This window comes from Paenibacillus sp. FSL R5-0912 (assembly GCF_000758605.1).
GTDB lineage: Bacteria > Bacillota > Bacilli > Paenibacillales > Paenibacillaceae > Paenibacillus_AQ.
Genome location: NZ_CP009282.1, coordinates 6753667 through 6777275, shown reverse-complemented (window position 1 = coordinate 6777275; position 23609 = coordinate 6753667). Strand labels below are relative to the sequence as shown.

General features: G+C 50.5%; 24 protein-coding genes. 17 read left to right on the top strand and 7 right to left on the bottom strand.

Annotated features, from left to right (window positions below; translation table 11 throughout):
* Nucleotides 1–42 precede the first annotated feature (42 nt).
* Complete coding sequence (locus R50912_RS28675; RefSeq protein WP_042239726.1) at nt 43–1176, bottom strand: conserved virulence factor C family protein; 1134 nt, start codon at nt 1174–1176, stop codon at nt 43–45.
* A 452-nt stretch (nt 1177–1628) separates the two neighbouring features.
* On the opposite strand from R50912_RS28675, the gene R50912_RS28670 reads away from it, so the two are divergent.
* Together R50912_RS28670 and R50912_RS28665 are read left to right on the top strand one after the other, a co-directional pair.
* Entirely contained in the window at nt 1629–2627 is a 999-nt protein-coding gene (locus tag R50912_RS28670; RefSeq protein ID WP_042239725.1) for an MBL fold metallo-hydrolase, read from the top strand.
* Between the two features lie 266 nt (nt 2628–2893).
* Nucleotides 2894–4519, top strand: a complete 1626-nt coding sequence (locus R50912_RS28665; protein ID WP_039309280.1) for an ABC-F family ATP-binding cassette domain-containing protein — start codon at nt 2894–2896, stop codon at nt 4517–4519.
* A gap of 109 nt (nt 4520–4628) precedes the next feature.
* Here R50912_RS28665 and R50912_RS28660 read toward each other — a convergent pair whose 3' ends face one another.
* Nucleotides 4629–4814 carry a hypothetical protein gene (locus R50912_RS28660; protein ID WP_039309279.1) on the bottom strand — a complete coding sequence of 62 codons (186 nt, stop codon included), beginning with the start codon at nt 4812–4814 and terminating at the stop codon, nt 4629–4631.
* 138 nt (nt 4815–4952) lie between these two features.
* Here R50912_RS28660 and R50912_RS28655 point away from each other — a divergent pair, with 138 nt between their 5' ends.
* Together R50912_RS28655 and R50912_RS28650 are read left to right on the top strand one after the other, a co-directional pair.
* Complete coding sequence (locus R50912_RS28655; protein ID WP_042239722.1) at nt 4953–5822, top strand: cation diffusion facilitator family transporter; 870 nt, start codon at nt 4953–4955, stop codon at nt 5820–5822.
* Between the two features lie 211 nt (nt 5823–6033).
* On the top strand, nt 6034–7101 hold the full coding sequence (locus R50912_RS28650) for a C40 family peptidase (RefSeq protein ID WP_042239721.1): 1068 nt from the start codon (nt 6034–6036) through the stop codon (nt 7099–7101).
* A gap of 251 nt (nt 7102–7352) precedes the next feature.
* On the opposite strand, the gene R50912_RS28645 is transcribed toward R50912_RS28650, so the two are convergent.
* Both R50912_RS28645 and R50912_RS34585 read right to left on the bottom strand, forming a co-directional pair.
* On the bottom strand, nt 7353–7748 hold the full coding sequence (locus R50912_RS28645) for a hypothetical protein (protein WP_042239720.1): 396 nt from the start codon (nt 7746–7748) through the stop codon (nt 7353–7355).
* A 311-nt stretch (nt 7749–8059) separates the two neighbouring features.
* Nucleotides 8060–8227: a DUF1328 domain-containing protein gene (locus R50912_RS34585; protein ID WP_039309270.1), complete on the bottom strand. Its 168-nt coding sequence runs from the start codon at nt 8225–8227 to the stop codon at nt 8060–8062.
* A gap of 187 nt (nt 8228–8414) precedes the next feature.
* Between R50912_RS34585 and R50912_RS28635 the strand changes: the two genes are divergently transcribed.
* The 10 genes from R50912_RS28635 to R50912_RS28590 all read left to right on the top strand — a co-directional run bounded on the left by R50912_RS28635 (nt 8415) and on the right by R50912_RS28590 (nt 19327).
* Nucleotides 8415–8921, top strand: a complete 507-nt coding sequence (locus R50912_RS28635) for a DUF948 domain-containing protein (RefSeq protein WP_039309267.1) — start codon at nt 8415–8417, stop codon at nt 8919–8921.
* A gap of 63 nt (nt 8922–8984) precedes the next feature.
* On the top strand, nt 8985–9524 hold the full coding sequence (locus R50912_RS33665) for a hypothetical protein (protein ID WP_052416744.1): 540 nt from the start codon (nt 8985–8987) through the stop codon (nt 9522–9524).
* A 91-nt stretch (nt 9525–9615) separates the two neighbouring features.
* The gene (locus tag R50912_RS28625) at nt 9616–9963 is read left to right on the top strand and encodes a YflT domain-containing protein (protein ID WP_042239719.1); all 348 of its coding nucleotides are present in this window, start codon (nt 9616–9618) and stop codon (nt 9961–9963) included.
* Nucleotides 9964–10177: 214 nt separating this feature from the next.
* Nucleotides 10178–11350 carry a SpoIIE family protein phosphatase gene (locus R50912_RS28620; RefSeq protein WP_042239718.1) on the top strand — a complete coding sequence of 391 codons (1173 nt, stop codon included), beginning with the start codon at nt 10178–10180 and terminating at the stop codon, nt 11348–11350.
* On the top strand, nt 11347–15015 hold the full coding sequence (locus R50912_RS28615; protein ID WP_042239717.1) for a response regulator: 3669 nt from the start codon (nt 11347–11349) through the stop codon (nt 15013–15015). Before R50912_RS28620 ends, R50912_RS28615 begins: the two co-directional genes overlap by 4 nt.
* Before the next feature lie 82 nt (nt 15016–15097).
* Nucleotides 15098–15967 carry a CheR family methyltransferase gene (locus R50912_RS28610; protein ID WP_039309260.1) on the top strand — a complete coding sequence of 290 codons (870 nt, stop codon included), beginning with the start codon at nt 15098–15100 and terminating at the stop codon, nt 15965–15967.
* A gap of 16 nt (nt 15968–15983) precedes the next feature.
* Nucleotides 15984–17678, top strand: a complete 1695-nt coding sequence (locus R50912_RS28605; protein WP_042239716.1) for a response regulator — start codon at nt 15984–15986, stop codon at nt 17676–17678.
* Nucleotides 17679–17750: 72 nt separating this feature from the next.
* Nucleotides 17751–18089 carry an STAS domain-containing protein gene (locus R50912_RS28600; protein ID WP_039309255.1) on the top strand — a complete coding sequence of 113 codons (339 nt, stop codon included), beginning with the start codon at nt 17751–17753 and terminating at the stop codon, nt 18087–18089.
* An 18-nt stretch (nt 18090–18107) separates the two neighbouring features.
* Nucleotides 18108–18560, top strand: a complete 453-nt coding sequence (rsbW, locus tag R50912_RS28595) for an anti-sigma B factor RsbW (RefSeq protein WP_042239715.1) — start codon at nt 18108–18110, stop codon at nt 18558–18560.
* Nucleotides 18557–19327, top strand: a complete 771-nt coding sequence (locus R50912_RS28590; protein WP_039309251.1) for a sigma-70 family RNA polymerase sigma factor — start codon at nt 18557–18559, stop codon at nt 19325–19327. The genes rsbW and R50912_RS28590 overlap by 4 nt, the downstream gene beginning before the upstream one ends.
* 169 nt (nt 19328–19496) lie before the next feature.
* Here the strand turns inward: R50912_RS28590 and R50912_RS28585 are convergent, their stop codons facing one another.
* The gene (locus R50912_RS28585) at nt 19497–19829 is read right to left on the bottom strand and encodes a DUF5665 domain-containing protein (protein WP_042239714.1); all 333 of its coding nucleotides are present in this window, start codon (nt 19827–19829) and stop codon (nt 19497–19499) included.
* Nucleotides 19830–20010: 181 nt separating this feature from the next.
* A complete protein-coding gene (locus R50912_RS28580) occupies nt 20011–20514 on the bottom strand; it encodes a YtxH domain-containing protein (protein ID WP_042239713.1) in 504 nt (167 codons plus the stop codon).
* 359 nt (nt 20515–20873) lie between these two features.
* On the opposite strand from R50912_RS28580, the gene R50912_RS28575 reads away from it, so the two are divergent.
* Nucleotides 20874–21593, top strand: coding sequence for a pirin family protein (locus R50912_RS28575; RefSeq protein ID WP_042239712.1), 720 nt, complete (start codon nt 20874–20876; stop codon nt 21591–21593).
* Nucleotides 21594–21709: 116 nt separating this feature from the next.
* On the opposite strand, the gene R50912_RS28570 is transcribed toward R50912_RS28575, so the two are convergent.
* A complete protein-coding gene (locus tag R50912_RS28570) occupies nt 21710–21934 on the bottom strand; it encodes a DUF1128 domain-containing protein (protein ID WP_042239711.1) in 225 nt (74 codons plus the stop codon).
* A gap of 197 nt (nt 21935–22131) precedes the next feature.
* Between R50912_RS28570 and yyaC the strand changes: the two genes are divergently transcribed.
* The gene (yyaC, locus tag R50912_RS28565) at nt 22132–22659 is read left to right on the top strand and encodes a spore protease YyaC (protein ID WP_039309245.1); all 528 of its coding nucleotides are present in this window, start codon (nt 22132–22134) and stop codon (nt 22657–22659) included.
* A gap of 88 nt (nt 22660–22747) precedes the next feature.
* Nucleotides 22748–23533: an alpha/beta fold hydrolase gene (locus R50912_RS28560; RefSeq protein WP_042239710.1), complete on the top strand. Its 786-nt coding sequence runs from the start codon at nt 22748–22750 to the stop codon at nt 23531–23533.
* The last annotated feature ends 76 nt before the right edge of the window (nt 23534–23609 follow it).

The window sequence follows — 23609 nt, the reverse complement described above, 5'->3', positions numbered from 1 at the left end:
AACTTTGCCTCGCAGGCAATGACAAAATACGGCAGGTTGACGTCAGGTCCGCCGGCGCTCCGACATCTGCTGCCAGACGGTGCCCGCGGCCTCTTCGCCGGACAGAATCCGCTCCAGCGCCATCTTAGCCTGCAGCCCTACCTCGAATTCAGGATCATCGGCTGCAACCGTCAGCGCCTCCTGGGCTTCGGCTGTCCCTACCTCATACAGGAAGCGTGCCGCCCGCCAGCGCACCAGCTTGCTGGCGTCACTCAGCGACGCCGTCATCACCGGCGTCGCTGCCGGGTCGCCGATGTCGGACAGCGTGTCGCCGGCGGTGCGCCGGACGGCGGGGGCGCTGTCCTGCATCGCCTCATAGAGCAGCTCCATCGCCCCTGGCGTGCGGATGTCGCCAAGGTACACGACCGCCAATCTGCGGATATGCAGCTTGGGGTCATGCAGCGCCGTGCGCAGCTCCGGCAGGAGCTGCTCGCTCGGCGCCAGATCCTCCAGCGCGGCGTAGCGTACGCGCCAGTCCTCATCATGCAGGTCTCGCAGCAGCTCGGCCTGCTCCTTCTTGTGCCGCTGCTCGACGAACTCGCCGGCAGCCCCGTGCGCGATCGCCTGCTGCACGAGGGAGTCGAGGCGTTCCTGCGGATACGCCGCCTCCAGCTCCTGCTCGACCTCGCGCGCAATGTCCGGCGGCTCGCCGTAGCGTACGCCGTAATCGGTGAGCTTGCGCTCCTTGATCAGCACGGCGCTGGCCACATCGGTCACCGCCTGCGTGAAGCGGCTCGACAACGCGATGCGCTCCTCCTTCGCGCCGGTCTTGACGCGGATCTGAATCGGGATCGCGCGGAACATCTGCACGAACACCTGGGCTTCCCCGAAATGGGCGCCGGCGTTCTCATCCTCCAGGCTGAAATCGGCGGCGAGGCCGTCCGCGCCGAAGCGGTTCTGGACCTCGCGGAGAATAGCGGCCCAATCAGCACTGCCCTTGCGTTCCAGGGCGGCGAAATCGGCAGCGTGATAGATACTGGTGACGCCCGGGATTTCCAGCATATCCTGCGCCCAGGAAGGGGCAGAGCGCCGGCTTTCCGGCGTGTAGGTCCGGCGGATGCCGGGTGTAAGGGTTTCGTCCAGGTGAAGCTTCATCGTATTTGGACTCGGAGTCGGTTCAATAAAGGTAATCTTCATACGTCAGCTCCTCTTTGATAAGTGGCATAAGCACCGTGCGCTTTACCCGCATTTTACATCATTTCAGCGGTGGAACACAAAAGGGCATAGGTCTAAACCCGCTAAAATTTAAAATATTAGAATAGATAAGATATACATAAGTTAATAACTTCCAGCCCAGTCATTACTGCGGTGTACATTTGGACTTGTGGCCGCTGTTGCCTCCAGATTTGCTGATTCATAACCGCTGTCAGCGGCAGATTTGTTACTCCTCTATTTCACACTGACGTTTCCGTTTGGGCCAAATGGGTAACATTTGTAAGGGGTGGCATTACACATCGGTACACTCATGTACGCACACCTGCACACCTCTGTGATTTTGCAAATAGCTCTGTGGAACCCTATAGTTAAGAGTATCTGATTTGCCGCACCAGAGAGATCCGGCAGAGCGGTTATAAGGAGTGGTTTCAACCATGGCTAAAATACGCTACAACAACATCGATAATGTAAGTACCGATAAAACGCTTAAGGAATTCCGTCAATGGCGCGAGGAACGCCGCAGGAAGAAGAAGGATTACACCTATAAGGTGCCGAATCATCCGCCGCAGCTGAGTTATCTGGCCGGGAACCGGCTGGAAACAACGATTACGTGGATCGGGCACTCCACTTTTTTTCTGCAATATGAAGGGCTTAATATCATTACGGACCCGATCTGGGCGCGCAGACTGGGGTTTGAGAAGCGGATCGGGCAGCCGGGCATACCCCTTGGCGATATGCCGCCGATAGACCTTATTCTGATTTCCCATTCGCATTATGATCATCTGCACATCGCTTCCATCCGCAAATTGTACCGGGCAGGTACGACGACCCTTGTGGTCCCGGAAGGACTCAAGCGCAAAATGCTCCGCAAAGGATTCACGGACTGCCTGGAGATGCAGTGGTGGCAGGAGCTTACGCTCGGTGCCGTCAAGCTGACCTTTGTCCCGACCCAGCACTGGACCCGGCGGACACCGTTTGATACGAATTCTTCGCACTGGGGCGGTTATGTGCTGCAGCCGGCGGACCCGCGGAAGCATCCGGAGGGTGATGAGGGCAAGGGGCAGCGCAAGCTTCCGCCGAATCTGTATTTTGCCGGAGACAGCGGCTTCTTCCCGGGCTTCAAGGAGATTGGCAGCCGCTTTAAGCTGCATGTCGCACTGATGCCCATCGGGGCCTATGAGCCGGAGTGGTTCATGAACTCCCAGCATGTGAATCCCGAGGAGGCTGTGCAGGCATTTCTGGATGTAGGGGCAGAGATCATGATTCCGATGCATTTCGGGACGTTCCGGCTGGCTGATGACACCGCGCGCGAAGCGCTGGACCGAATGGAGCTGGCGCGTGTTGCACAAGGGATCAGCGAGGAACGTATCCGTACATTAGGTTATGGGGAAACACTGGTAGTGCATCCCGAAGAGCGCCCGCCCGGACAATAACTGCCGGCGGCTGACCGGTAGGAGGCCCGCATAACCCTTCTACTTAAAAATATAAGAAATTATATGTTTCACACAATAACTTATCCTTCTATTTCTCGCTGAAACGGTGCCTTCCTTAAAAGGACGGCAAAGTTGTTTCCACTTGATAAGATATTTGCCTGGAAAAGGGCAAAGATGCCCCTTAAAGGGCTACAATTACGGGCCATTTGCCTTGATTTTATGCTATAATGAGCCGGAACCCTAAGTGAAAAGGATGGTAATGCTTAATGATTAGCACAAGCGGCGTAACACTCCGCTACGGAAAACGCGCACTATTTGAGGACGTAAACATAAAATTCACACCCGGCAACTGCTATGGTCTGATTGGCGCGAACGGCGCCGGCAAATCGACCTTTCTAAAGATCCTGTCCGGAGAGATCGAAGCCAACATCGGCGATGTGCATATTACACCCGGTGAACGTCTGGCTATACTGAAACAGAACCATTTCGAGTATGACGAATTCCTGGTACTGGAAACGGTAATTATGGGCCATACCCGCCTTTATGAGATCATGAAGGAGAAGGATTCCCTGTATGCCAAGAGCGACTTCACGGAAGCTGACGGACTTCGCGCCGGTGAGCTGGAAGGCGAATTCGCTGAACTGAACGGCTGGGATGCAGAGCCGGATGCTGCTGCGATGCTGATCGGACTTGGTATTATGCGCGAAATGCATGACAAGAAAATGGCCGAACTCAGCGGCAACGAAAAGGTCCGGGTACTCCTGGCGCAAGCCCTGTTCGGACGTCCGAACAACCTGCTGCTCGATGAGCCTACCAACCATTTGGATCTTGAATCCATCGGCTGGCTGGAGAACTTCCTTATGGACTACGAAGGCACCGTTATCGTGGTATCCCATGACCGTCACTTCCTGAACAAGGTCTGCACGCATATTGCAGATATCGATTTCGGCAAAATCCAGATGTACGTCGGCAACTATGACTTCTGGTACGAGTCCAGCCAACTGGCCCAGGCCCTGCAGCGCGACTCGAACAAGAAGAAGGAAGACAAGATGAAGGAGCTGCAAGCTTTTATCCAGCGCTTCTCGGCTAATGCTTCCAAATCGAAACAGGCTACTTCCCGTAAGAAGCAGCTGGAGAAGATTACACTGGACGATATCCGTCCCTCCAACCGTAAATATCCGTTCCTGAACTTCAAGCCTGAACGTGAAGCCGGCAAACAGCTGCTTACGGTCAGCGGACTGAGCAAGTCGGTTGACGGTGAGCAGCTGCTGGATGAAGTCAGCTTTGTCGTGAACAAGGGCGATAAAATTGCTTTTGTAGGTCCATACTCCCAGCCGAAATCACTGCTGTTCGATGTCCTAATGGGCGAGAAGGAAGCGGATGCCGGTGAATATACCTGGGGCGTTACAACAACCCAGGCTTATTTCCCTAAGGATAACTCGAGTTATTTCGACGGTGTGAACATGAATCTGGTAGAATGGCTGCGTCAGTATTCCAAGGATCAGGATGAAACTTTCCTGCGCGGATTCCTGGGCCGGATGCTATTTGCCGGTGAAGAAGCGCTGAAGAAGGCGAGCGTACTGTCCGGGGGCGAGAAGGTCCGCTGCATGCTGGCCAAGATGATGCTGAACGGGGCGAATGTGCTCGTGTTCGATGAGCCAACCAACCACTTGGATCTGGAATCGATCACAGCGCTCAATAACGGCCTGATCGACTTTGACGGCACTATCCTGTTCACTTCCCATGACCATCAGTTTATCCAGACAATCGCCAACCGCATTATTGAAATTACACCGGCTGGTGTCATCGACCGCTCGATGAGCTATGATGAATATCTGGAGAATCCGGAAATTAAGGAAATGCGTGCACGCATGTATCCTGTAGAGGCTTAAGAACTAGATAGTGGTAGGATGAACGGTAATGAGTTCATACGAAAACGGCTGCGTCGTCCCGGAAGGGATAACGCAGCCGTTTATGTTCACATATAAGAGTGTAAGAAGCCTAGGATCCGCCTGTACGACGGCGCTGATTGTTTGGCTTCTTATTGTTCTGGCTTTTCAGCGGTTTCGCGGAACCGGCTTGAAAAGTTGAACCCGGTTTACCTGAAGCATGCTGTTTCTTCTGTTCAAGCTTCTGGCGGATCGCCTCGGCCAAATTAATTTTTGGTTTATCATTGTTCTCGCTCATTATGTTAACCCCCTTAGGCAGCAAGTCCTTTTCCTTATTCTAATTGTTTTTAAATGCTGCCACAAGGGCAAGAATAACTCAAAGAAAGTTTTCCTGTATTTATGTGACAAGGATGGAGATTGACAGGGGGTAGCAGGGATGGCCGATATTTATGAAGATATACGCAAAGGAGAAAAAGGCGCACTGGTCAGTATTGTCGCTTATCTGGTCTTGTCTGCTTTCAAGCTGGTCTGCGGCTACTTGTTCGCTTCCAGCGCTCTCCTGGCAGACGGCTTTAACAATCTGACCGATATTGTTGCTTCACTGGCCGTGCTGATTGGTCTGCGCATCTCACGGAAGCCGCCGGATTCAGATCATACCTACGGGCATTTCCGGGCCGAGACGGTTGCTGCGCTAATGGCTTCTTTTATCATGGCGATGGTCGGCATCCAGGTTATTGTGGAAGCAGTGCGATCCTTGTTTGAAGGGGCGAAGGCAACGCCGCAGCTCTGGTCGGCGGGAGTTGCCCTGGTGTGTGCCGTAGCCATGATGGGGGTATATATATATAACAAGCGTTTGGCGAAGCAGATTAACAACAACGCGCTGATGGCTGCAGCCAAGGATAATTTCTCGGATGCCATGGTTAGTATCGGAGCTGCTGTAGGAATTGTCGGAGCCCAGTTCGGCCTTCCTTGGATCGATTCAGCTGCTGCTGTTGCGGTAGGACTGCTGATCTCCAAGACGGCCTGGGATATATTCCGCGACTCCACTTACCGGCTGACTGACGGCTTTGACGAAGATAAACTGCTTGATCTGCGCAGCACCATTGCCCGGACACCGGGTGTGGAGGGCATTAAGGATTTGAAAGCCCGGGTTCATGGCAATCATGTGCTGGTTGATGTAGTGGTACAAGTGAATGCACAGATGACGGTAATGGAGGGCCATGCCATCAGTGACTCCATCGAAGAGCGGATGAGCAAGCTGCATAACATCATGAATGTGCAGGTTCACGTTGAACCCAAAGATTAACATTCCTTAATTTCTCCTAGTTAGCTGTAATTTCCACCAAATCCAAGGAGAAATCGAGACTATAGACCTGGATGTTACCATAAGATGGAAAGGTTATTTGTGAAATTTGGAGCATGTTCCAAATCCCGGGTAAGCCTATAATGAGGGCAGAAAGCAACAAACGTAGCGCGCGCCGTTGTTGAATTCTCAATACGCTAAGCGGGGGAACGCTATGATCGTATCACATAAGAAACTGGCAGCATCGTTATTGGTCTCAGCAACACTGGCATTATCCTTGGGAGTGTTAAGTCCTCAGCAGTCCTTCGCTGCATCGGCTTCTGACATTTCGTCTTTGGCTGCGCCAGCGGTACAGACAGGTGTAATTCAATCCTCGGTCCGCCTGCGCACGACTCCTTCTACCAGCGGTAAGGTATTGAAGTACCTCAGTAAGGGAGAACAGGTAACGATCCTGGAAGAGACTAACAGCTATTGGTACAAAGTCAGAACTTCAGACGGCGAGATCGGTTATACCAGTGCGGGAGACCAATACATCAGTGTGATTACGGCTCCGGTGGCTACACCTGCAGTACAAACAGCAGTCATCCAGTCCACAGTCCGTCTTCGGGAGACACCTTCCACAAGCGGTAAAGTGCTGGGATACCTATACAAGAATGACCAGGTAACAATCATGGAAGAAACCAATAGCTATTGGTACAAAGTAAGAACAGCTAACGGTACAACCGGATATACAAGCTCTGCGGATCAATACATTGAAGCAACGGCGGCACCTGCTCCGACACCTATACCGACACCGGTGCCAACACCTACGCCAACGCCAGTACCTACGGCTCCGCCGCAGGCTGCTGTGATTGAAAGTGTAATTGCGGCAGGCATGGGCTACCTCGGTACACCGTATGAGTACGGGTCCAGCCGGAGTGATACCAGCACGTTCGACTGCTCGGATTTCATCCGCCAGATCTTCATGGATGCAGCAAATCTGAAGCTGCCTGCCGACTCCCGTCAGCAGGGAGACTGGGTGAAGCAGAATAGTAATGTAGTAACGGACATTTCTGGGTTGAAACGCGGTGATTTGATGTTCTTCATGGATTATAAAGGAAGCTCGGCTTCCGCCTATGCGGGGATCGACAAGTCTGCAGCAAGAATTACGCATGTAGCGATGTATTTGGGGGACGGGCAGTTATTACAGACGTATTCCGTATCTTCCGGCGGTGTAAGAGTAGACAAATTAAGCGCTTCTTGGATGAATCGTTTCCTTTATGGAGGCTCGGTCATCCGCTAATATAACAATAGATATAGAGAGCATGAAGCGGCAGTAGTACAAGTTTGTGACGGGTAAACGAACTAGGGCGGATGTTTTGTGGGGTTATCCTTTCAGTAGATTCTTCTACTGAAAGGATAACCCCTTTTCCGTTTAAACACAGCAAAAAGGCCGTCAGGACTAAGGTCCATGGGCCTCTTGAGTATAACCAACTGCGAAGTCATAGCAAAGGTAGCACATCAGCTGTTATGACTTCGCTTATCGTTAAGTATTTATGGAGTAATTATATAAGCGGATGCAGGAACCTTGAGCCAAGCTTTGCCCAGCCAAGTATATACTTCTCTCCACTCATTGCCCCAAGTATCGGTCATGATTACACCTGTAGTGTCGACAGTCTGCGCACCCAGCCAGCCGATAGGAGCCATGCTGCCCACGGAAAGGTGGAAAGCAGTGATCTTGGTTAGGATAATCTGAGGAGTCGCTAGTTTGATGTCTGCTGGTGTGATTACAGTGTCGAATGGCTCCATGTATGTACTTCCGGTTACAGACACTGCTGCATCAGAAGTAGGAGTAGTGGTAGTGGTACCTGTTACTTCAGCAGCTGAAGCGGTTGCTGCTATGGAAGCCATAAGACCCATTGCTACTGTTAAGCTGGCTAATTTTTTCATCGATGATTCCTCCTGATTTTGGTTTAGTAGTGTACTTTAACATGTTCGTGCTGTGCTAATAAGCATGTAAACATAAAGTGTATGTAATGAACCAAACATCGGGATTAAATATTTTTTGTTTTATTCCAGGGAGCCTTGTATTTCTGATTCTGAGGACAAGTGACATCCTGAGAGGAAAGGCCTATACTTTCTGAAGGGTGAATAGGATATATCAAGGGGAATAATGTGCAGATATGGAAATAAGCCCGGGCTTCTCGTGGAAGCCTCGGGCTCTACAGCATTGCTTGGGTTGGGGTTAGCGGAATGAATGACTACATTGATCGTCCTCTTCGTCCCATAAAGAGCGAAACAACGAAGAGAATAAGGAAGATGTAGAACAATACTTTGGCAATGCCTACAGCGGCCGCCACGATATTGAAGAAACCGAAGATACCGGCAATCAGAGCAACTACCAGCAGAATTACTGACCATCTTAACATGAGATGTCATCCTTTCTGTGTGGTGATGTAGTCATTGTTTAAACGGTGCCTATCATTTTGAAACAAACAGAAGGGGATGGTCTTTAAGGCGCTTGACAATTTGTTTCGGCCTAATTCCGTAAGGGTAACTATGCAGTATCAGACAGAGCCAAACGACATTATAAGACATTCGGAAGGGGTTATGGAAATGATCATTGAACTTAGCGTAGCACTAGTTGCTGTTGCATTCGCAGTCCTCGTATTCTTCTTAATTAAAACCTTGAAATCAGCGAAGGAATCCCTCGACAAGGTCAGTCAGACTCTGCAGGAAGTACAAAAGACCATTGATGAGCTTACGTATGAAGTGAAAACAACGGTCAGACATGCCAATGATATCACTGCCGATGTTCAGGGCAAAATTCAGAAGATTGATCCTATTGTCGATTCTGTGAAGAACCTCGGTGATGTGATGAATGAACTGACACTGACCGTGAAGCAGGTATCGGTAACCGTCATTGAGAAATTCCGCAAATCACGTGAACTGAAGGATAAGGCCAAATCCGTATCTATTGCAGAAGTTCCGCTTACTCCGTCCGAAGAAAGAACTATTCAATCCTATGAAGCGGTAAACGAAAGCAAGTCCAAGGGTAAAATAGCAACAGCGCTTAAGGGCGTGGATGCTGCAGCCGCCATCTGGCAGAAGTTCCGCCATTAATCAGGTTAAGTAGCGCAGGGTTCAGGCCAAGGGCAATTCAGCTTATGAGAGGCGGGAGTTTACATGAAAATCGTTATTCTTTTGCTTAGTCTGCTTTCTCCCTTTATCACCATTCCGCCGCAAGCTGAGACTGTCCCTGCCGCTTCTTCGGCAACCGTGCAACAACCGCCGGTAATGCTCGCCTTTGAGCATAGTGTCAATACAGTTCCCTACATAAGCAGTTTCGAGTCTCTGGCCGGGGTCACCCTGTATATGCCGGAGGAAGCGCTGCTGCAGACCAAAGGTATCCCGCCTCAGATTACTCCGGACCCTTGGGGAGATTGCCTGGAATATCAATACGCTGACGTCTCCGCCGGTGTTTGTGAGGGCTTTGTCCTCTATGTGCATGCTTCACCTTCCCAGGCAGAACAGTTCGGCCTGAATCTTAACGGTCAGGAACTGAATCCGGTGACTGCCAGCCTGCAGGAGACATTGGGGGCACCGGATTTTGAAGCCGAGGACGGCGATGTATATATTAGAGGAAGTGCAGCGCTCAAAGTCTACCGTAATATGAACACCGGAGAATGGGAGGGTATTGATTTATTTGACGGAAATTCTTTCTGAGGCTGTTTCAAGAGCGGCAATTAAGGTTAATGAATGCTCAGTCATCTTTTACCTGCGTTGCCCTCTTAAACAATACAAGGAGAGTGATTTCATGGATTCAATCGGTACACAGGCATATGCCAAGTTGCTGGAGAATGGTGTTCAGGCGATAGAAGAAGTGAATCGGCTGCGTAGCACCGGCTATACAAGAGATGACCTCTACGTGATCAGTCACGATGAAAACCGTGAAGGCCGTATCGTGGATGCTGCAGACGTGAATGAGGTCGGGCTCAGCGAAGAAGGGTTATTTGGTGCGATTGCTAACCTTTTCCGTTCACGCGGCGATGCTCTCCGGTTTAAGATTACTTCGCTCGGCTTTAGTAGCGCGGAAGCGGCTTTTTACGAGAAGGAGCTCGATTTAGGCAAAGTTCTCGTTATCGCCAAAAGAAATCCGAAATAATTGCCGGTCAGCCTTCTGTGACCTCTATAGTCCAATAGCGTAACCTCCAGCCCCACTGCAAGCAGTGGGACTGGAGGTTACTTTGTTGAAGACGAGGGCCTGATTCTCTTCCAATATCTTGCTATATGGAAACAGGCTGTTCAAATATCGTATGATAGAGTGATAGAATTACAGGATTTACGGTCCTAATACTATTCGTGTGAGGTGAGGAAGCTTGAGAATTTTAATTGTAGATGATAATCCGACCAATGTAATCATTATCCGTGAAATCCTGAAAAAAGAAGATTACCGGAATTTTATAACGGCTTCGTCCGCTAAAGATATGTTGAAGCTGCTTGGCGTGGGTTCTGGCGCGGATGAGAAGCAACCTAAGCAGTCGGATGTGGATTTGATACTGCTGGATATGATGATGCCGGAGATGGACGGGATTGAGGCCTGCCGTGTGGTTCAGCAATATGAGCATCTGAAGGACATTCCCATTATTATGGTCACCGCTGTGGGAGATTCCAAGAAGCTTGCAGAAGCACTGGATGCAGGTGCCGTAGATTATGTTACGAAACCGATTAATAAGGTAGAGCTGATGGCCCGCATCCGTCTGGCCCTGCGGCTGAAACGCGAGAAAGATTGGCATAAGGAGCGGGATCAGCGCATCCAGGATGAGTTGAAGCTTGCTGCTTTAGTGCAGAATGCAGTACTCAGCTTGCCGCTTACCGATGAAACGTTTGAGGTGCATGCCATTTTTCAGCCGTCCTTTGAGCTGGCCGGTGATTTATACGCCTGGTATCCGCTGGGTGACGGGCGTTATGCTGTCATTCTGCTGGATATGATGGGACACGGGATCTCTTCATCGCTGTTCTGTATGTTCCTGGCCTCGGTATTGAAGGATACCGTGACTACCTATGTTGAGCCGGAGAAGGTTATTCAAGAACTTAACAGACGCTTCAATCAGCTCTACATTGAGAAGCAGCTGGTCCAGTATTACTTCACGGCAATTTATCTCGTTATTGATACACGGATGAAGCGGATTGATTATGTGAATGCCGGGCACCCGCCGGCGCTGCTCTTCGAAGGAGAGGCTAAAACTCCCGTTCTGCTGGAGAGCAACTGCCACCCGGTCGGGCTGTTTGACCGGATTGATATCCAGCCGCAGAGCCTCAGCTATGAGGAAGAAGGCCATCTGGTGCTGTTTACAGACGGCTTGCTGGAGATGGCCCAGGGAGAGCAGGCCGAGCAGCTCGAATTCATGGTCGGGCATTTGAATGCAGGCCACGACTGGCAGGAAGAGGTTATGCGCACTGCTTTCCTGAATGAGCCTGTGAATCAGGAACGCGATGACGATAAGTGTCTGGTATGGATTTCGCTGAAGAAAGGAAAAGATAGGGAATGAAAATAAAGGCAAAACTGCTAATCGGCTTCAGTGCCATGCTGGCCATTATGCTGGCTCTTACCATGATCGGGTATGACCGGCTTCATTATATGAGCGGACAGCTTGACAGCTTCCAGGAGAGGTACAGCAAAGGCCGCTCCTCTTCAGGGCTTCGCGGTGAAGTGAATGATATGGCGCGGATCTTAACCACCTCGATGCTTAACGCGGACACACTTTCTGTGGATGCCCAGAAGGCGGAAATTAACAGCAAGGTGCTCAAAGCTGAGGAGCATCTGAAGAATATGCAGGACTCCATGAATACCACAGAAGAATTGCAGCTGTTATCGCAGATTGAGGCTTCTTATTCTGCGTATAAGAATTATCAGAGTAAAGTGCTGGAGATGCTGACTGCCGGCTACTTCCAGAATGCTAATACTTACCGTAATGCAGAAGGACAAGATATCCAGAACGAGGTACTGAACAGTCTGAATGCACTTTCCGATTATAATGCCTTCCGGATGACTGATGAGACCGCCATAGCCAAGGAGGCATCCGAACGTTCGATTCAGATAGTGACCCTGATTATGATTGTGGGACTGCTGCTGGGGCTCGGGGTGATCCTATGGGTCATCCCGAGTATTACGCGCGGTCTAAGTGTAGTATCCATGATGATTACCAGCTTCGGCAACGGCAAGATGCGGGCGATCCGGCGGATCAAGGTCAAATCCAAAGATGAGATTGGTGATGTAGCCCGCGTGTTCCAGGAGATGGCTGAGGATATTGAGCAGAAGCAGCAGCTTGAAAAGTCCTATGCCCAGGCGCAGAGTGACCAGGCTTGGCTGAACGCGAACATAGCCCGGGTAACGGAGCTGCTGCGTGGCGTCAGCTCACTGGAACAGGTGTCACAGACCTTTATCAGTGAGTTCACGCCTGTGCTGGGAGCCCAGTACGGTGCTGTATATTTGAAGGATCAGAACAATCCGAACCTGCTGGTCAGCAGCGCTTTCTATGCCGGTGAGGAAGGCGTCACACCGAAGGAGAGCTTCGAAATCGGTCAGGGGCTGGTCGGACAAAGCGCCTTGGACAAGCTGCCGATCAATCTGACAGAGGCGCCGGATAACTATATTTCCGTCTCCTCCGGATTCGGGGAATCACATCCGAGTTACATTTCTATTCATCCGCTTTTATTTGAAGATGAGCTAATGGGGGTAGTGGAATTCGCTTCCTTTACTCCTTTCTCGGTGCTGCAGAATGAGCTGCTTCATCAGCTTTCGAATAATCTGGGCATCATTCTGAATAATATCAGCCGCAGGCTTGACGTTGAAGAGCTGCTGCGGGAATCGCAGGCGCTTACCGAAGAGCTGCAATGCCAGTCAGAGGAACTGCAGACCCAGCAGGAAGAACTCCGCCGTTCCAACGAGAATCTGGAGGAACAGACGGATGCGCTGAAGCGTTCCGAGGAGCTGCTGCAGCGGCAGCAGGGAGAACTGGAGCATTATAATACGGAGCTGCTCGCCAAGACCAGTGCTCTGCAGGAGCAGGTGCAGGAGGTTGAAGAGAAGAAGGATGAGATTGAGCATGCCCGCGTCCAGCTTGAGAAGCAGGCGATGCAGCTTGCGGTGACCAGCAAATACAAATCCGAGTTCCTGGCGAATATGTCTCATGAGCTGCGGACGCCGCTGAACAGCCTGTTAATCCTGTCCCAGCTTCTTACGGAGAATAAAGAAGGGAATCTGAGCGACAAGCAGGTGGAATTCGCCCATACCATCTATATGTCAGGTGCGGACCTGCTCAAGATGATAGATGAGATTCTCGATCTGTCCAAGGTGGATGCCGGCAAAATGGAGCTTAATTACGAAGAGATTCCGCTTACAGAGCTAAAGATCTTCGTGAAGCAGAACTTTGCGCCGCTGGCCAGTCAGAAGGGGCTGTCGCTGCGCTTATCCTTCGAGGAGCCACTGCCGGACCATGTGTTCACGGACAGCCACAGACTGAAGCAGGTGCTCCGCAATCTCTTGTCTAATGCGTTCAAATTCACCAGTGAAGGACATGTGGAGTTCTCTGTCAGCCGGGCGGATACCAAGCAGCTGCCTTCCTATCTGCCGCATGAATATGAATACATTGCAATGTCTGTCAAGGACAGCGGAATCGGCATCCCGTCCGACAAGATGGATATAGTCTTTGAGGCCTTCCAGCAGGTCGACGGGACAACTAGCCGCAAGTATGGGGGCACAGGTCTCGGGCTGTCGATCAGCCGCGAGCTTGCCCGTCTGATGGGCGGGGCAATTGGACTGGAATCGCGCGAAGGACAAGGAAGCATCTTCACCTTGTATCTGCCGGTCAAAGGGAATTACAGCCTGCTGCCGGGAGTGGCAGAAGCCGCCGCCGCACGGGATGCGGCGACGCTTGAAGAGTACCGGGACGAACGTACATGGAATGAAACCGGCAATGTGGCACCTACGCCCCTCGTGCCGGTTATTGTTGAAGACGACCGCGAATCGCTTACTGCCGGCGACAAGGTTCTGCTCATTATCGAAGATGACGAGAGCTTTGCCAAAATACTGCTCGGCATGGCCCGCGGCCGCGGCTTCAAGGGACTGGTGGCTCTTCAGGGAGATACCGGCCTGCAGATGGCCAAGACCTATCTGCCTGACGCGATTATTCTCGATATCCAGCTGCCGGTCATGGACGGCTGGTCAATACTCAGGGAACTCAAGGGTGCTTCCCAGACCCGGCATATTCCTGTGCACGTGATCTCCGTGAACGACGAGATTAAGCAGGGCCTCATGATGGGCGCGATGGCCTACTTAAGAAAGCCTTCTTCTCGCGAAGCGCTGGACCGGGCATTCTCGCAAATTGAGAACTACACCGCCAGCACGCTTAAGCATCTGCTCATTGTAGAAGATGATGATATCCAGCGCCGGTCCATCATGGAGCTTATCGGGCATGATGATGTAGCCATTACTGCGGTTTCCACCGGCCATGAAGCCCTGGGCGAGCTGCGCAAGCAGAGGTATGACTGTATGGTCCTCGATCTTATGCTGGAGGATATGACCGGATTCGAGCTGCTGGATCAGATCCGGGATGATGAAGAGTTGAATGATCTGCCGATCATTATTTATACGGGTAAAGATCTGGACAGCAAAGAAGAGACGCAGCTGCGTAAATATGCGGAATCGATCATTATCAAGGATGTCCGCTCGCCGGAACGGCTGCTGGATGAAACTACGCTGTTCCTGCACCGGGTAGAGGCTAATCTTCCGGAGGATAAGCGTAAAATTCTGCAAAAGCTGCACAATAAAGAAGAATTGTTCGACGGCAAAAAAATATTGCTCGTCGATGATGACATCCGAAACGTCTTTGCCCTCTCCAGTGTTCTTGAAGGATATCATATGGAAGTGAAGTTCGCCGAGAATGGGCGGGAGGCCATTGATATGCTGGTGGAGCATACGGATTTTGATCTGGTGCTGATGGATATGATGATGCCGGAAATGGACGGCTACGAAGCGATGCGGCGTATCCGGCAAATGCCGCAGTACCAGAAATTGCCGATTATTGCACTTACGGCCAAGGCGATGAAGGAGGACCGGGCGAAGTGTATTGAGGCCGGAGCCTCCGATTATATGAAGAAACCGATCAGTACAGATCAGCTTCTTTCATTAATGCGTGTCTGGTTGTATTCGTAAGGGCGATTTCGGGGTAATAGCTATACAGTACCATTTGGAACGAGTCCGTAAATAAGGCTTAGGCAAGGGAGTATTGATAACAATGACAGCTATGGAACGCGGATATGAGGAGCAGGCTATTCAGGCAGGGAGCAAACAGGAGCTTGAACAGATTGAAATTGAGCTGCTTCTTAGCGGGGTACACCGTCTATATGGATATGACTTCAGGAATTATGCGCTGCCTTCATTGAAACGGCGCATCTGGCATCATGTCCATGCCGAGAATGTGCCCAGCATATCCGCCCTGCAGGAGAAAGTGCTGCATGACCGTGCCTGCTTTGAACGGTTTGTATACAGTCTTTCGATCCCTGTAACGGAAATGTTCCGCGATCCGGGACTCTTCCTGACCTTCCGGCAGAAGGTGGTCCCCCTGCTGCGGACCTATCCGTATATCCGGATCTGGCATGCCGGCTGTTCCACAGGCGAAGAGGTATATTCCATGGCTATTATGCTGCATGAGGAAGGGCTTTACGACAAGGCGCGGATTTATGCAACGGATATGAACGCCCGTTCCCTGCAGCAGGCCAAAGAAGGCGTGTATGAGATCGGGAAGATGAAGCAATATACCAAGAATTATCTGGAGGCGGGCGGTACACGCGCGTTCTCGGAATACTACACTGCGAAGTATAATTCAGTGATTCTGCAGCCTTACTTGCGCAAGAATATTATTTTTGCCGAGCATAATCTGGCGACAGATACTTCATTTAATGAATTTAATGTTATTTTCTGCCGCAACGTAATGATCTATTTCAACGATGAGCTCCGCGATCATGTTCATGGCTTATTCCACGAAAGTCTCAGCCGGTTCGGAGTGCTGGTCCTTGGTTCCAAGGAATCCATTCATTTCACGAAATACAGTGACAGCTACGAAGCTTTGGACAGGGTGGAAAAAATATACCGCAAGAATAAGTAGCGGGTAAGGAGGGCCTATGGGGGTTCAGGAACCGATTCATATACTGCTGGTTGACGACCGTCCCGAGAATCTGCTGGCACTGGAAGCAGTGCTTGAGAGTCAGCATTACAAGCTTGTCAAAGCCAATTCTGGTGAAGAAGCACTGCGGTGCTTATTAAGATATGAATTTGCAGTTATCGTACTGGACGTTCAGATGCCGGGTATGGACGGAATCGAAACCGCCAAATTAATCAAAGCCAGAGAGAAAACCAAGGATATTCCGATCATTTTTATCTCTGCCAACAGCAAGGAGGCGGAGCATCTGTTCGCGGGTTATTCTGCCGGTGCCATTGATTATATGGTCAAACCATTTATTCCACAGATTCTCAAGTCCAAGATCGAAGGCTTTGTTAACATGTATCTGACCAGCAAGAAGCAGCAGCTTCAGTCTATGCTGCTGCAGCAGAAGACGCAGGAACTCGAGCGGATTAACGGGGAGCTGGTCAAAGCCAAGGAAGAGGCGGAGATTGCCGCTAATGCCAAGACCGAATTCCTCGCGATGATGAGCCATGAGATCCGTACGCCAATGAACGGGGTAGTGGGTATGATCGATCTTCTGATGGAGACGGAGCTTGCTCCTGAGCAGAAGGAATATACGGAGATCATCCGCAAAAGTGCAGATACCCTGATTACAGTCATTAACGATATCCTTGATTTCACCAAGATGGAATCAGGCAAAATGGAAATGGAAGAGCAGTTGTTTGAGCTACAAACCACCATCCAGGAGGTGTTCAGCTTATTTTCTGCGGAAGCAGGCAAAAAGAATCTGGAGCTGGCCTATTTCATCGATCAGAAGCTGCCCAAGCTTATTTACGGGGATATGGCCCGTTTGCGCCAGGTATTAATTAATCTGGTGGCCAATGCGGTCAAGTTTACCAACCAGGGCGGCGTATATTTGGTTGCGTCCAGCGTGCCTACAGCGGATAATAAATTGGTAGTGGAATTTACAGTGAAAGATACAGGCATTGGAATTTCACCGGAGAAATGTGACCGGCTGTTCCAGCCCTTCTCTCAGCTTGATTCATCCATGACCCGCAAATACGGAGGGACGGGCCTGGGGCTCGCTATCTGTAAGTCGCTTGTTGGGATGATGGGCGGAGATATCCGTGTGGAATCGATGGAAGAGAAGGGAGCTACATTCGTATTCACGATAAAGGTAGCTGTCCCGGAGGATGAACTGGCAGACAACTGCCAGGAGGAGCAGAGTGCGGGGAAAGTGGTTGACCGGCATTGGCGCAGCAAGGTGCTTGTCGTGGATGACCATCCGATCAACCAACGCCTGATGGTAAGCATGCTGGACAAGCTGGGCTATAATGCCGAGGTTGCCGAGGATGGGAGCCAGGCTGTAGAGATGGCCCGGAACTCTGCTTACGATTTTATATTCATGGATCTGCAGATGCCGGTGATGGACGGGCTTACAGCGACCTCCAGGATTCGCGAGGACAGCGGCGGTTCCCCGGACAAGACAATTATTATTGCCATGACTGCGAATGTCATGGAGGGCATCCAGAATCGATGTACCGCTGCCGGAATGGATGGCTATATCAGCAAACCGCTCAAGCTTAGCAGCATCAAGCAGATTATTTCCAGGTATTCTGTCAAGGATAACCCCGCTGCCCAGCGGAACACCTCACTTTTTAATGCAAGATCCAGTAATTACCACAGCCGTTAAGTCCCAATAGTTGTTTCAACAGAGTACCATTAGGGTTATTGGTAAAGAAAACATTTATCAGGAGAGTTGTCTATGAATACACATAAAAGTGAAAAGTTCCACGCAAAAACCGAAACAGAAGGCACAGTATGCACCGTTTATCTGATTGGAGAGCTCGATTTGTCTGTAGCTCCTGATTTCCGTCTGGTCATGGAACCGCTGGTAGGAGATACAGGGCTTGATCTCGTGATTAATCTTAAGGACTTGAGATATATTGACAGCACAGGCATCGGGATTTTGTTGTCGATTCTCAAAGCAAGACACGGAATGGAAGTTAAATTTGCCGTTGAGGAAGTTCCTCCACAAATACAGAAGTTGTTTGATATGACCGGCATTTCCAAGTTTTTTGCCCCCCAAGAGAATTCCCACTAGGAAAGGATCGAACTAAGGATGAGTGATGACGTGCAAAAAGTAGTTCTTCAGTTACCCGCCAGTGCAGAATATGTCGATATCGTCAGACTTAATTTATATGGCATTGCCTCTAAGATGGGTTTCACTTATGAAGATATTGAGGATATGAAGGTAGCAGTCTCGGAAGCCTGTAACAACTCCGTGCTTTATGCTTACGGGCAGGAAGACGGTTTGGTTGATGTAATCTTTGAAGTAGGATCAAGTGCTTTGTCCATTACTGTCAAAGATGAGGGGGAGAGCTTTGACGGGTTGGATTCGTCTGATGAACGTATGACGCTGCATGACAAGGAGCTGAATGATGTTCAGGTGGGCGGACTGGGATTTTATTTAATGCAGGCGCTTATGGATGACGTTAGCGTCGTCAGCGAAGCAGGGAAAGGGACAGTCGTTACCCTGACTAAGCGGCTTAATTACAGCGAGGAGAAAGTATGAACGACAAAGTGACTCCCCCAGAGTCCATGAATGAAGCAGTAAGCCTGATCTGGGAATACCAGCAGACGAAAGACAATGAAATAGCTACAGTGCTCATCCGTAAATACGAGCCTATGGTGAAGATGGCAGCCGGCAAAATTGCCCGTAACCGTCCAGATCTCTATGAAGATCTGTATCAAGTGGGACAAATGGCGCTAATCCGGCTGTTGCAGCAATATGATATTAGCCTGGGTATACCTTTTGAGCCCTATGCGATGAAAAGCATGATCGGACATATGAAGAATTTCCTGCGTGATAAATCCTGGTACATACAGGTTCCAAGACGGATCAAAGAAAAAGGCGCACTTGTGCAGCAGGCCATTGATGAACTTACCATTCGATTGGAACGTTCCCCTGCGGTGGAAGAAATTGCCCATTATCTGGATCTTACTGTGGAAGAAACTGTGGAAGTACTGGCCGGCAGGGAATGTTATCATTATGTCTCGCTCGATTCACCGCTCTCACAGGAAGAGACGGGTGCTACACTCGGCGAATTGATCAGCTCTGACGCCAATGACTATGAGACTGTGGAGAAACGCATGGATCTCCAGCAGGCTCTGGGACAGCTGAAGGAGCAGGAGCAGCAGGTACTGCTGCTGGCATTCCAGGATGGCCAGTCACAGCGTGCCATCGCCCAGAAGCTCGGGGTATCGCAGATGAGTGTTTCCCGCATACAGAAGCGTGCTACCGAGAAGCTGAAGCAGATTATGGCTAATTCTTCTTATTAAGCTAAGTGGTATGCCAATATATTGAATAGCAGGACAAGCCCTTCCCCGCCGGGGATAGGGCTTGTTTTGCTATGGGCAGGATTAATTCCCCGCGGTTCAACGTGCAACACCCCTCCTGCAGGCTATTCTGGCGGGAGTAGGCTGCAGGAGGGGTGAGCGGGAGATCTATCTAGCTGTTGGCATCAATATATTTTTTGATTTCTCCAAGATATTCCCCGATAACTGGCACATCAAGAAACAAACTAAGAATATAGCCCAGTAAACCGAGGATCACGAACGTACCAAGGGAAAGCCCCAGGCCTCTGGATACGCCAGCCATCAGATTGGTAATGATCCGCTTCTTGGGGTCCGTATAATTTTCCAGGATATCCTTGAATTCGGATTTTTCGAGTGAATCTGCGATTTTGTCGAGCCGTGCATTCAAGCGTTTGACCTCATGCCGCAGCTCGAAGGGATGCTCATCAACCTCATAAGCATTAGTTCTGCTGTCCGCTTCTCCCATAAGGCGTACCTGCTTTCTATAGCCTGGAACAGGCTTTATTGAGTGTATGAGGGTATAATTCATTTCGGGCTTAGTGTGGACTTATACGCCCAAAAAAGGCATGCATAAATAGAGAGCAGCCAGCTACGGCGAGCTGGCTGCTCTCTTGTACTGCCTCAAATAGGCCGTATATCGCCGTTTTTTAATAAGTGGACTTGTAAGAGGATTTAACTTCCTCTTTAGCATCCTTAGCTTCATCAGCTATGTCTTTGGAAGCCTCTTTAGCTTCATTCGAGACATCCTTGGAAGCGTCTTTAACATCACCGGCCACATCCTTCGAGGCTTCGCTTACGGTTTCACCAATCTTCTTGCCTGTTTCCGACAATGTAGCAGCAATTTGTTGTTTGCTGTCGCTGACCGTTGTGAAGATGTCGGAGGCTTTAGCAGATACTGTACCTGCCAGATCAGTCGCTTTTTCGCTGACTGTAGTTGCCAGTGTTTTGGTCTTGTCTGTTACGGCTCCTGCAACCTCTTTGGTTTTGTCAGTGGCAATCGAGAGCTTGTCCGACAAATCACTGCGCATTTCACGGCCCGGTTTCGGTGCGAACAACAGTGCCGCCGCAGCCCCAAGCAGACCACCTATGAAAATTCCCTTGAAAAATGTGCCGCCGCTTTCTACTGGATATTCCGTTTCTGCCTTGTTCATCACCAATCACTCCTCATTAGATTATTATGATTTGAACTCCGGCAGCTATGCTGCCTGCCGTCATTCAAATTCAGGATAGCCTGAAGTATCTTACTTCGTATATAAACGTAGGGGTATATACTGAAACAGTTGGTGAGCATGGGAAAGATTGACGGAGTATAGGGAAGAATCCAGGCAATAGAGGATCTTTTCTATATATAAACGGCTATATTTACGGCTTTACAAACGCTTGATTGATGAAGAAAGGAAGGGGGTAAGAGATACTAAATCACAGTGCCTATACACATCTCATATAAGGAGCATTTATCCCCTGGTTAAGATATGGAGAAGGTTCCAACATCTATGGAGGTGCAAAGTTTATGATTAAAGTAGTCACAGCAGCAGAGCGTCATACTTCGACTAGAGAATGGATACACAGTGAATTCAGCTTTTCATTTGGAGATTACGATGACCCCAGCAATGCCCACTTTGGCGCACTGCTGGCCCATAACGACAATGAATTGAAGCCGGAGCAAGGCATGCATGAGCATCCGCATCATGATCTGGAGATTATTACTTATGTAGTTTCCGGAGTCCTGAAGCATCAGGATGATCTTGGAAATCATGCGGATCTGCAGGCCGGCAGTGTACAGATGATGAGCGCGGGTACAGGCATCAATCATTCGGAGACGAACCCGTCCCTAAGCTCGAATGTGCGTTTCTTGCAAATCTGGCTGCTGCCGGACCGTCCGGGAATGACGCCGAGGTGGGACGCGAGATTCTTTCCGGACGAGCTTAAGCTGAACAACCTGCTTCCGGTTGCTTCCGGATCAGCGGACAAGGGAGCGCTTAAGCTGGGCGAGGATGTTACGGTCTATTTGTCCCTTCTGCAGACGAACCGGGAGCTGCATTACCCGCAGCAAGAGGAGCGGCGCACTCATATTTATCTGATTTCCGGGAATCTGGAGATTAGCTGCTCAGACGGCGTGTTTCAGCTTCAGCAGGGAGATGCGGCGCGTATCCGCAAGAGCTGTGATCTGACCATTAAAGGGACAAGCAATGGCGGAGATGCAGAGTTCATCCTGATTGATCTGCCGTAAATGACAGGTGCAGACCTTCCTAAACCGAGCATCAACGCACAAAAGCCCTTCAGCTTCCCGGTCCATTCCTACGGACGGGTCGGAGAGAAGGGCTTTTATCATGCCGGCTGGCCGGTTTATTTCTTGCGTAAGCGTCCAAGTTCGGAGACAATCGCCTCCACCTGTGAGATGCTGAGCCTGTCGCTGCCCATGGCAACCTCATAAATATCCTGAATATCCTCATAATGCTCCACCGAAAAAGCCGAGGCCTGCATAGCCGCAGCGCTGGCCATTTTCAGCTTGTTCTTGATACCCTCGATCATATACTCAACATTTTCCTGGCTTGGTTTCGATAAATCCATGGGGTATAACAGTCCTCTCTAAGTGATATAGAATGAACTTAAGGTATGCTCCATTGCATTCTTAAGTCCATCTTGCACAGTTCAAGTATTTTATCATGTTTGGATAGGGAAAGACCATTTTTTTGTCTGGATCACAGAAAACATGTTAAATTAGAGGGAATAATTCGCAGGCAATAGAAAGAGGGGGAGAGAAGTCTTTGGCAATCAGAGAAGAAGAGAGTAGGAAACGCCGCAAAATGGATGCTGACGGGCTGGCTTCTTTCTTCCGGGAGATCGCCGCCTTGCATCCGGCAGAGCAGCTGACCTTTCTGTGCATCGGAACGGACCGCTCCACTGGTGATGCTCTGGGGCCGCTGACAGGCAGCCGTCTGCTGGAATATGGGTTCCCCCATGTTACCGGTACGCTGCCGGCACCCTGCGATGCAGATAATCTGATCCAGCGGATAGCAGAGATTCCGGAAGGGCAGATTATTATCGCTGTGGATGCCTGCCTGGGGCCGCCTGCTGCTCTAGGGTATTACTTTGCGGCTGCGGAGCCGCTTCGTCCGGCACAGTCTGTCGGACTGCTGCTGCCCGCAGTCGGAAACTACAGTCTGGCAGCGATTGTCGATGTGAACAGTCCCCGGCCTTATCGTACGCTGCAGACCACACCGCTTCACCGGGTAATCGTTATGGCCGACCAGATTGCCCGTGCTGCCGCCCAGGGTTTCGGGCTCACGGGCTGAGAGCGTTTCAAAGGTACCTGATCTAGCTTAATAATAAAGACAAGCCGCGGTCTTCAACCGGATACTACATAGAAAGAAGGAAGCAGCCATGGAAAATGTTCGATGCGAAGGAAGCAACATTTGTTACAGTGATCAAGGTAAAGGTGATGTCATTGTTCTGCTGCATGGATTCTGCGGGAGCTCGGAATACTTTGAGAAGGTGATTCCTGGCTTAATCGCCAATTACCGGGTCATTGCCCCTGATTTGCGCGGGCACGGATCTTCAGATGCTCCGCTCGGAGCCTACACGATCGAACAGATGGCCGATGATGTTCTTTCACTGCTGAATGCCCTGGAGATTCCTGAGTGTTATTTGCTTGGACATTCCCTGGGAGGCTACATTACTTTGTCGTTTGCCCAGCGCCATGCCTCCAGGCTGAAGGGCTTCGGATTGATTCATTCCTCCGGCTATCCGGACAGTGAGGAAGCGAGGGAGAACCGGCTGAAAAGCGTGAGTACTATCCAGAATGAAGGCATCTTTGCTTTTGTAGACCAGCTGGTGCCTGGGCTCTTTGCTCCTGGTGCAGCACCGCAGCTTCTGGAACGCGCCAAGGAGATAGGCTATAAGACCCCTCCGCAAGGTGCCGCAGGGGCAGCCATGGCCATGCGTGAGCGTCCGGACCGCAGGGATGTCATCTCGGCAACCGCGCTGCCGGTGCTGCTGGTAGCCGGAGCGGAGGATTCGAAGGTGACTCCAGAACGGACCTTCACCTCGGACAATCCGAATATTACCAAGGTGACAATATCAGGAGTGGGCCATATGAGCATGTTTGAGGCCCCGGAGCATTTGTCGCAGATTATTAAGGATTTCGTACACACGCCTGTGCAGAAGTAATTCTTATAGCATACAAAGAGGCAGCACCCGCCGGATGGCGGAGTGCTGCCTCTTTGTATTGGCCGCGCAGCGGCTT

What these genes read in the sequence shown, in the direction of transcription:
- R50912_RS28675 (WP_042239726.1), bottom strand. Translation starts at nt 1,176, where the DNA reads ATGAAGATTACCTTTATTGAACCGACTCCGAGTCCAAATACGATGAAG.
- R50912_RS28670 (WP_042239725.1), top strand. Translation starts at nt 1,629, where the DNA reads ATGGCTAAAATACGCTACAACAACATCGATAATGTAAGTACCGATAAA.
- R50912_RS28665 (WP_039309280.1), top strand. Translation starts at nt 2,894, where the DNA reads ATGATTAGCACAAGCGGCGTAACACTCCGCTACGGAAAACGCGCACTA.
- R50912_RS28660 (WP_039309279.1), bottom strand. Translation starts at nt 4,814, where the DNA reads ATGAGCGAGAACAATGATAAACCAAAAATTAATTTGGCCGAGGCGATC.
- R50912_RS28655 (WP_042239722.1), top strand. Translation starts at nt 4,953, where the DNA reads ATGGCCGATATTTATGAAGATATACGCAAAGGAGAAAAAGGCGCACTG.
- R50912_RS28650 (WP_042239721.1), top strand. Translation starts at nt 6,034, where the DNA reads ATGATCGTATCACATAAGAAACTGGCAGCATCGTTATTGGTCTCAGCA.
- R50912_RS28645 (WP_042239720.1), bottom strand. Translation starts at nt 7,748, where the DNA reads ATGAAAAAATTAGCCAGCTTAACAGTAGCAATGGGTCTTATGGCTTCC.
- R50912_RS34585 (WP_039309270.1), bottom strand. Translation starts at nt 8,227, where the DNA reads ATGTTAAGATGGTCAGTAATTCTGCTGGTAGTTGCTCTGATTGCCGGT.
- R50912_RS28635 (WP_039309267.1), top strand. Translation starts at nt 8,415, where the DNA reads ATGATCATTGAACTTAGCGTAGCACTAGTTGCTGTTGCATTCGCAGTC.
- R50912_RS33665 (WP_052416744.1), top strand. Translation starts at nt 8,985, where the DNA reads ATGAAAATCGTTATTCTTTTGCTTAGTCTGCTTTCTCCCTTTATCACC.
- R50912_RS28625 (WP_042239719.1), top strand. Translation starts at nt 9,616, where the DNA reads ATGGATTCAATCGGTACACAGGCATATGCCAAGTTGCTGGAGAATGGT.
- R50912_RS28615 (WP_042239717.1), top strand. Translation starts at nt 11,347, where the DNA reads ATGAAAATAAAGGCAAAACTGCTAATCGGCTTCAGTGCCATGCTGGCC.
- R50912_RS28610 (WP_039309260.1), top strand. Translation starts at nt 15,098, where the DNA reads ATGACAGCTATGGAACGCGGATATGAGGAGCAGGCTATTCAGGCAGGG.
- R50912_RS28605 (WP_042239716.1), top strand. Translation starts at nt 15,984, where the DNA reads ATGGGGGTTCAGGAACCGATTCATATACTGCTGGTTGACGACCGTCCC.
- R50912_RS28600 (WP_039309255.1), top strand. Translation starts at nt 17,751, where the DNA reads ATGAATACACATAAAAGTGAAAAGTTCCACGCAAAAACCGAAACAGAA.
- rsbW (WP_042239715.1), top strand. Translation starts at nt 18,108, where the DNA reads ATGAGTGATGACGTGCAAAAAGTAGTTCTTCAGTTACCCGCCAGTGCA.
- R50912_RS28590 (WP_039309251.1), top strand. Translation starts at nt 18,557, where the DNA reads ATGAACGACAAAGTGACTCCCCCAGAGTCCATGAATGAAGCAGTAAGC.
- R50912_RS28585 (WP_042239714.1), bottom strand. Translation starts at nt 19,829, where the DNA reads ATGGGAGAAGCGGACAGCAGAACTAATGCTTATGAGGTTGATGAGCAT.
- R50912_RS28580 (WP_042239713.1), bottom strand. Translation starts at nt 20,514, where the DNA reads ATGAACAAGGCAGAAACGGAATATCCAGTAGAAAGCGGCGGCACATTT.
- R50912_RS28575 (WP_042239712.1), top strand. Translation starts at nt 20,874, where the DNA reads ATGATTAAAGTAGTCACAGCAGCAGAGCGTCATACTTCGACTAGAGAA.
- R50912_RS28570 (WP_042239711.1), bottom strand. Translation starts at nt 21,934, where the DNA reads ATGGATTTATCGAAACCAAGCCAGGAAAATGTTGAGTATATGATCGAG.
- R50912_RS28560 (WP_042239710.1), top strand. Translation starts at nt 22,748, where the DNA reads ATGGAAAATGTTCGATGCGAAGGAAGCAACATTTGTTACAGTGATCAA.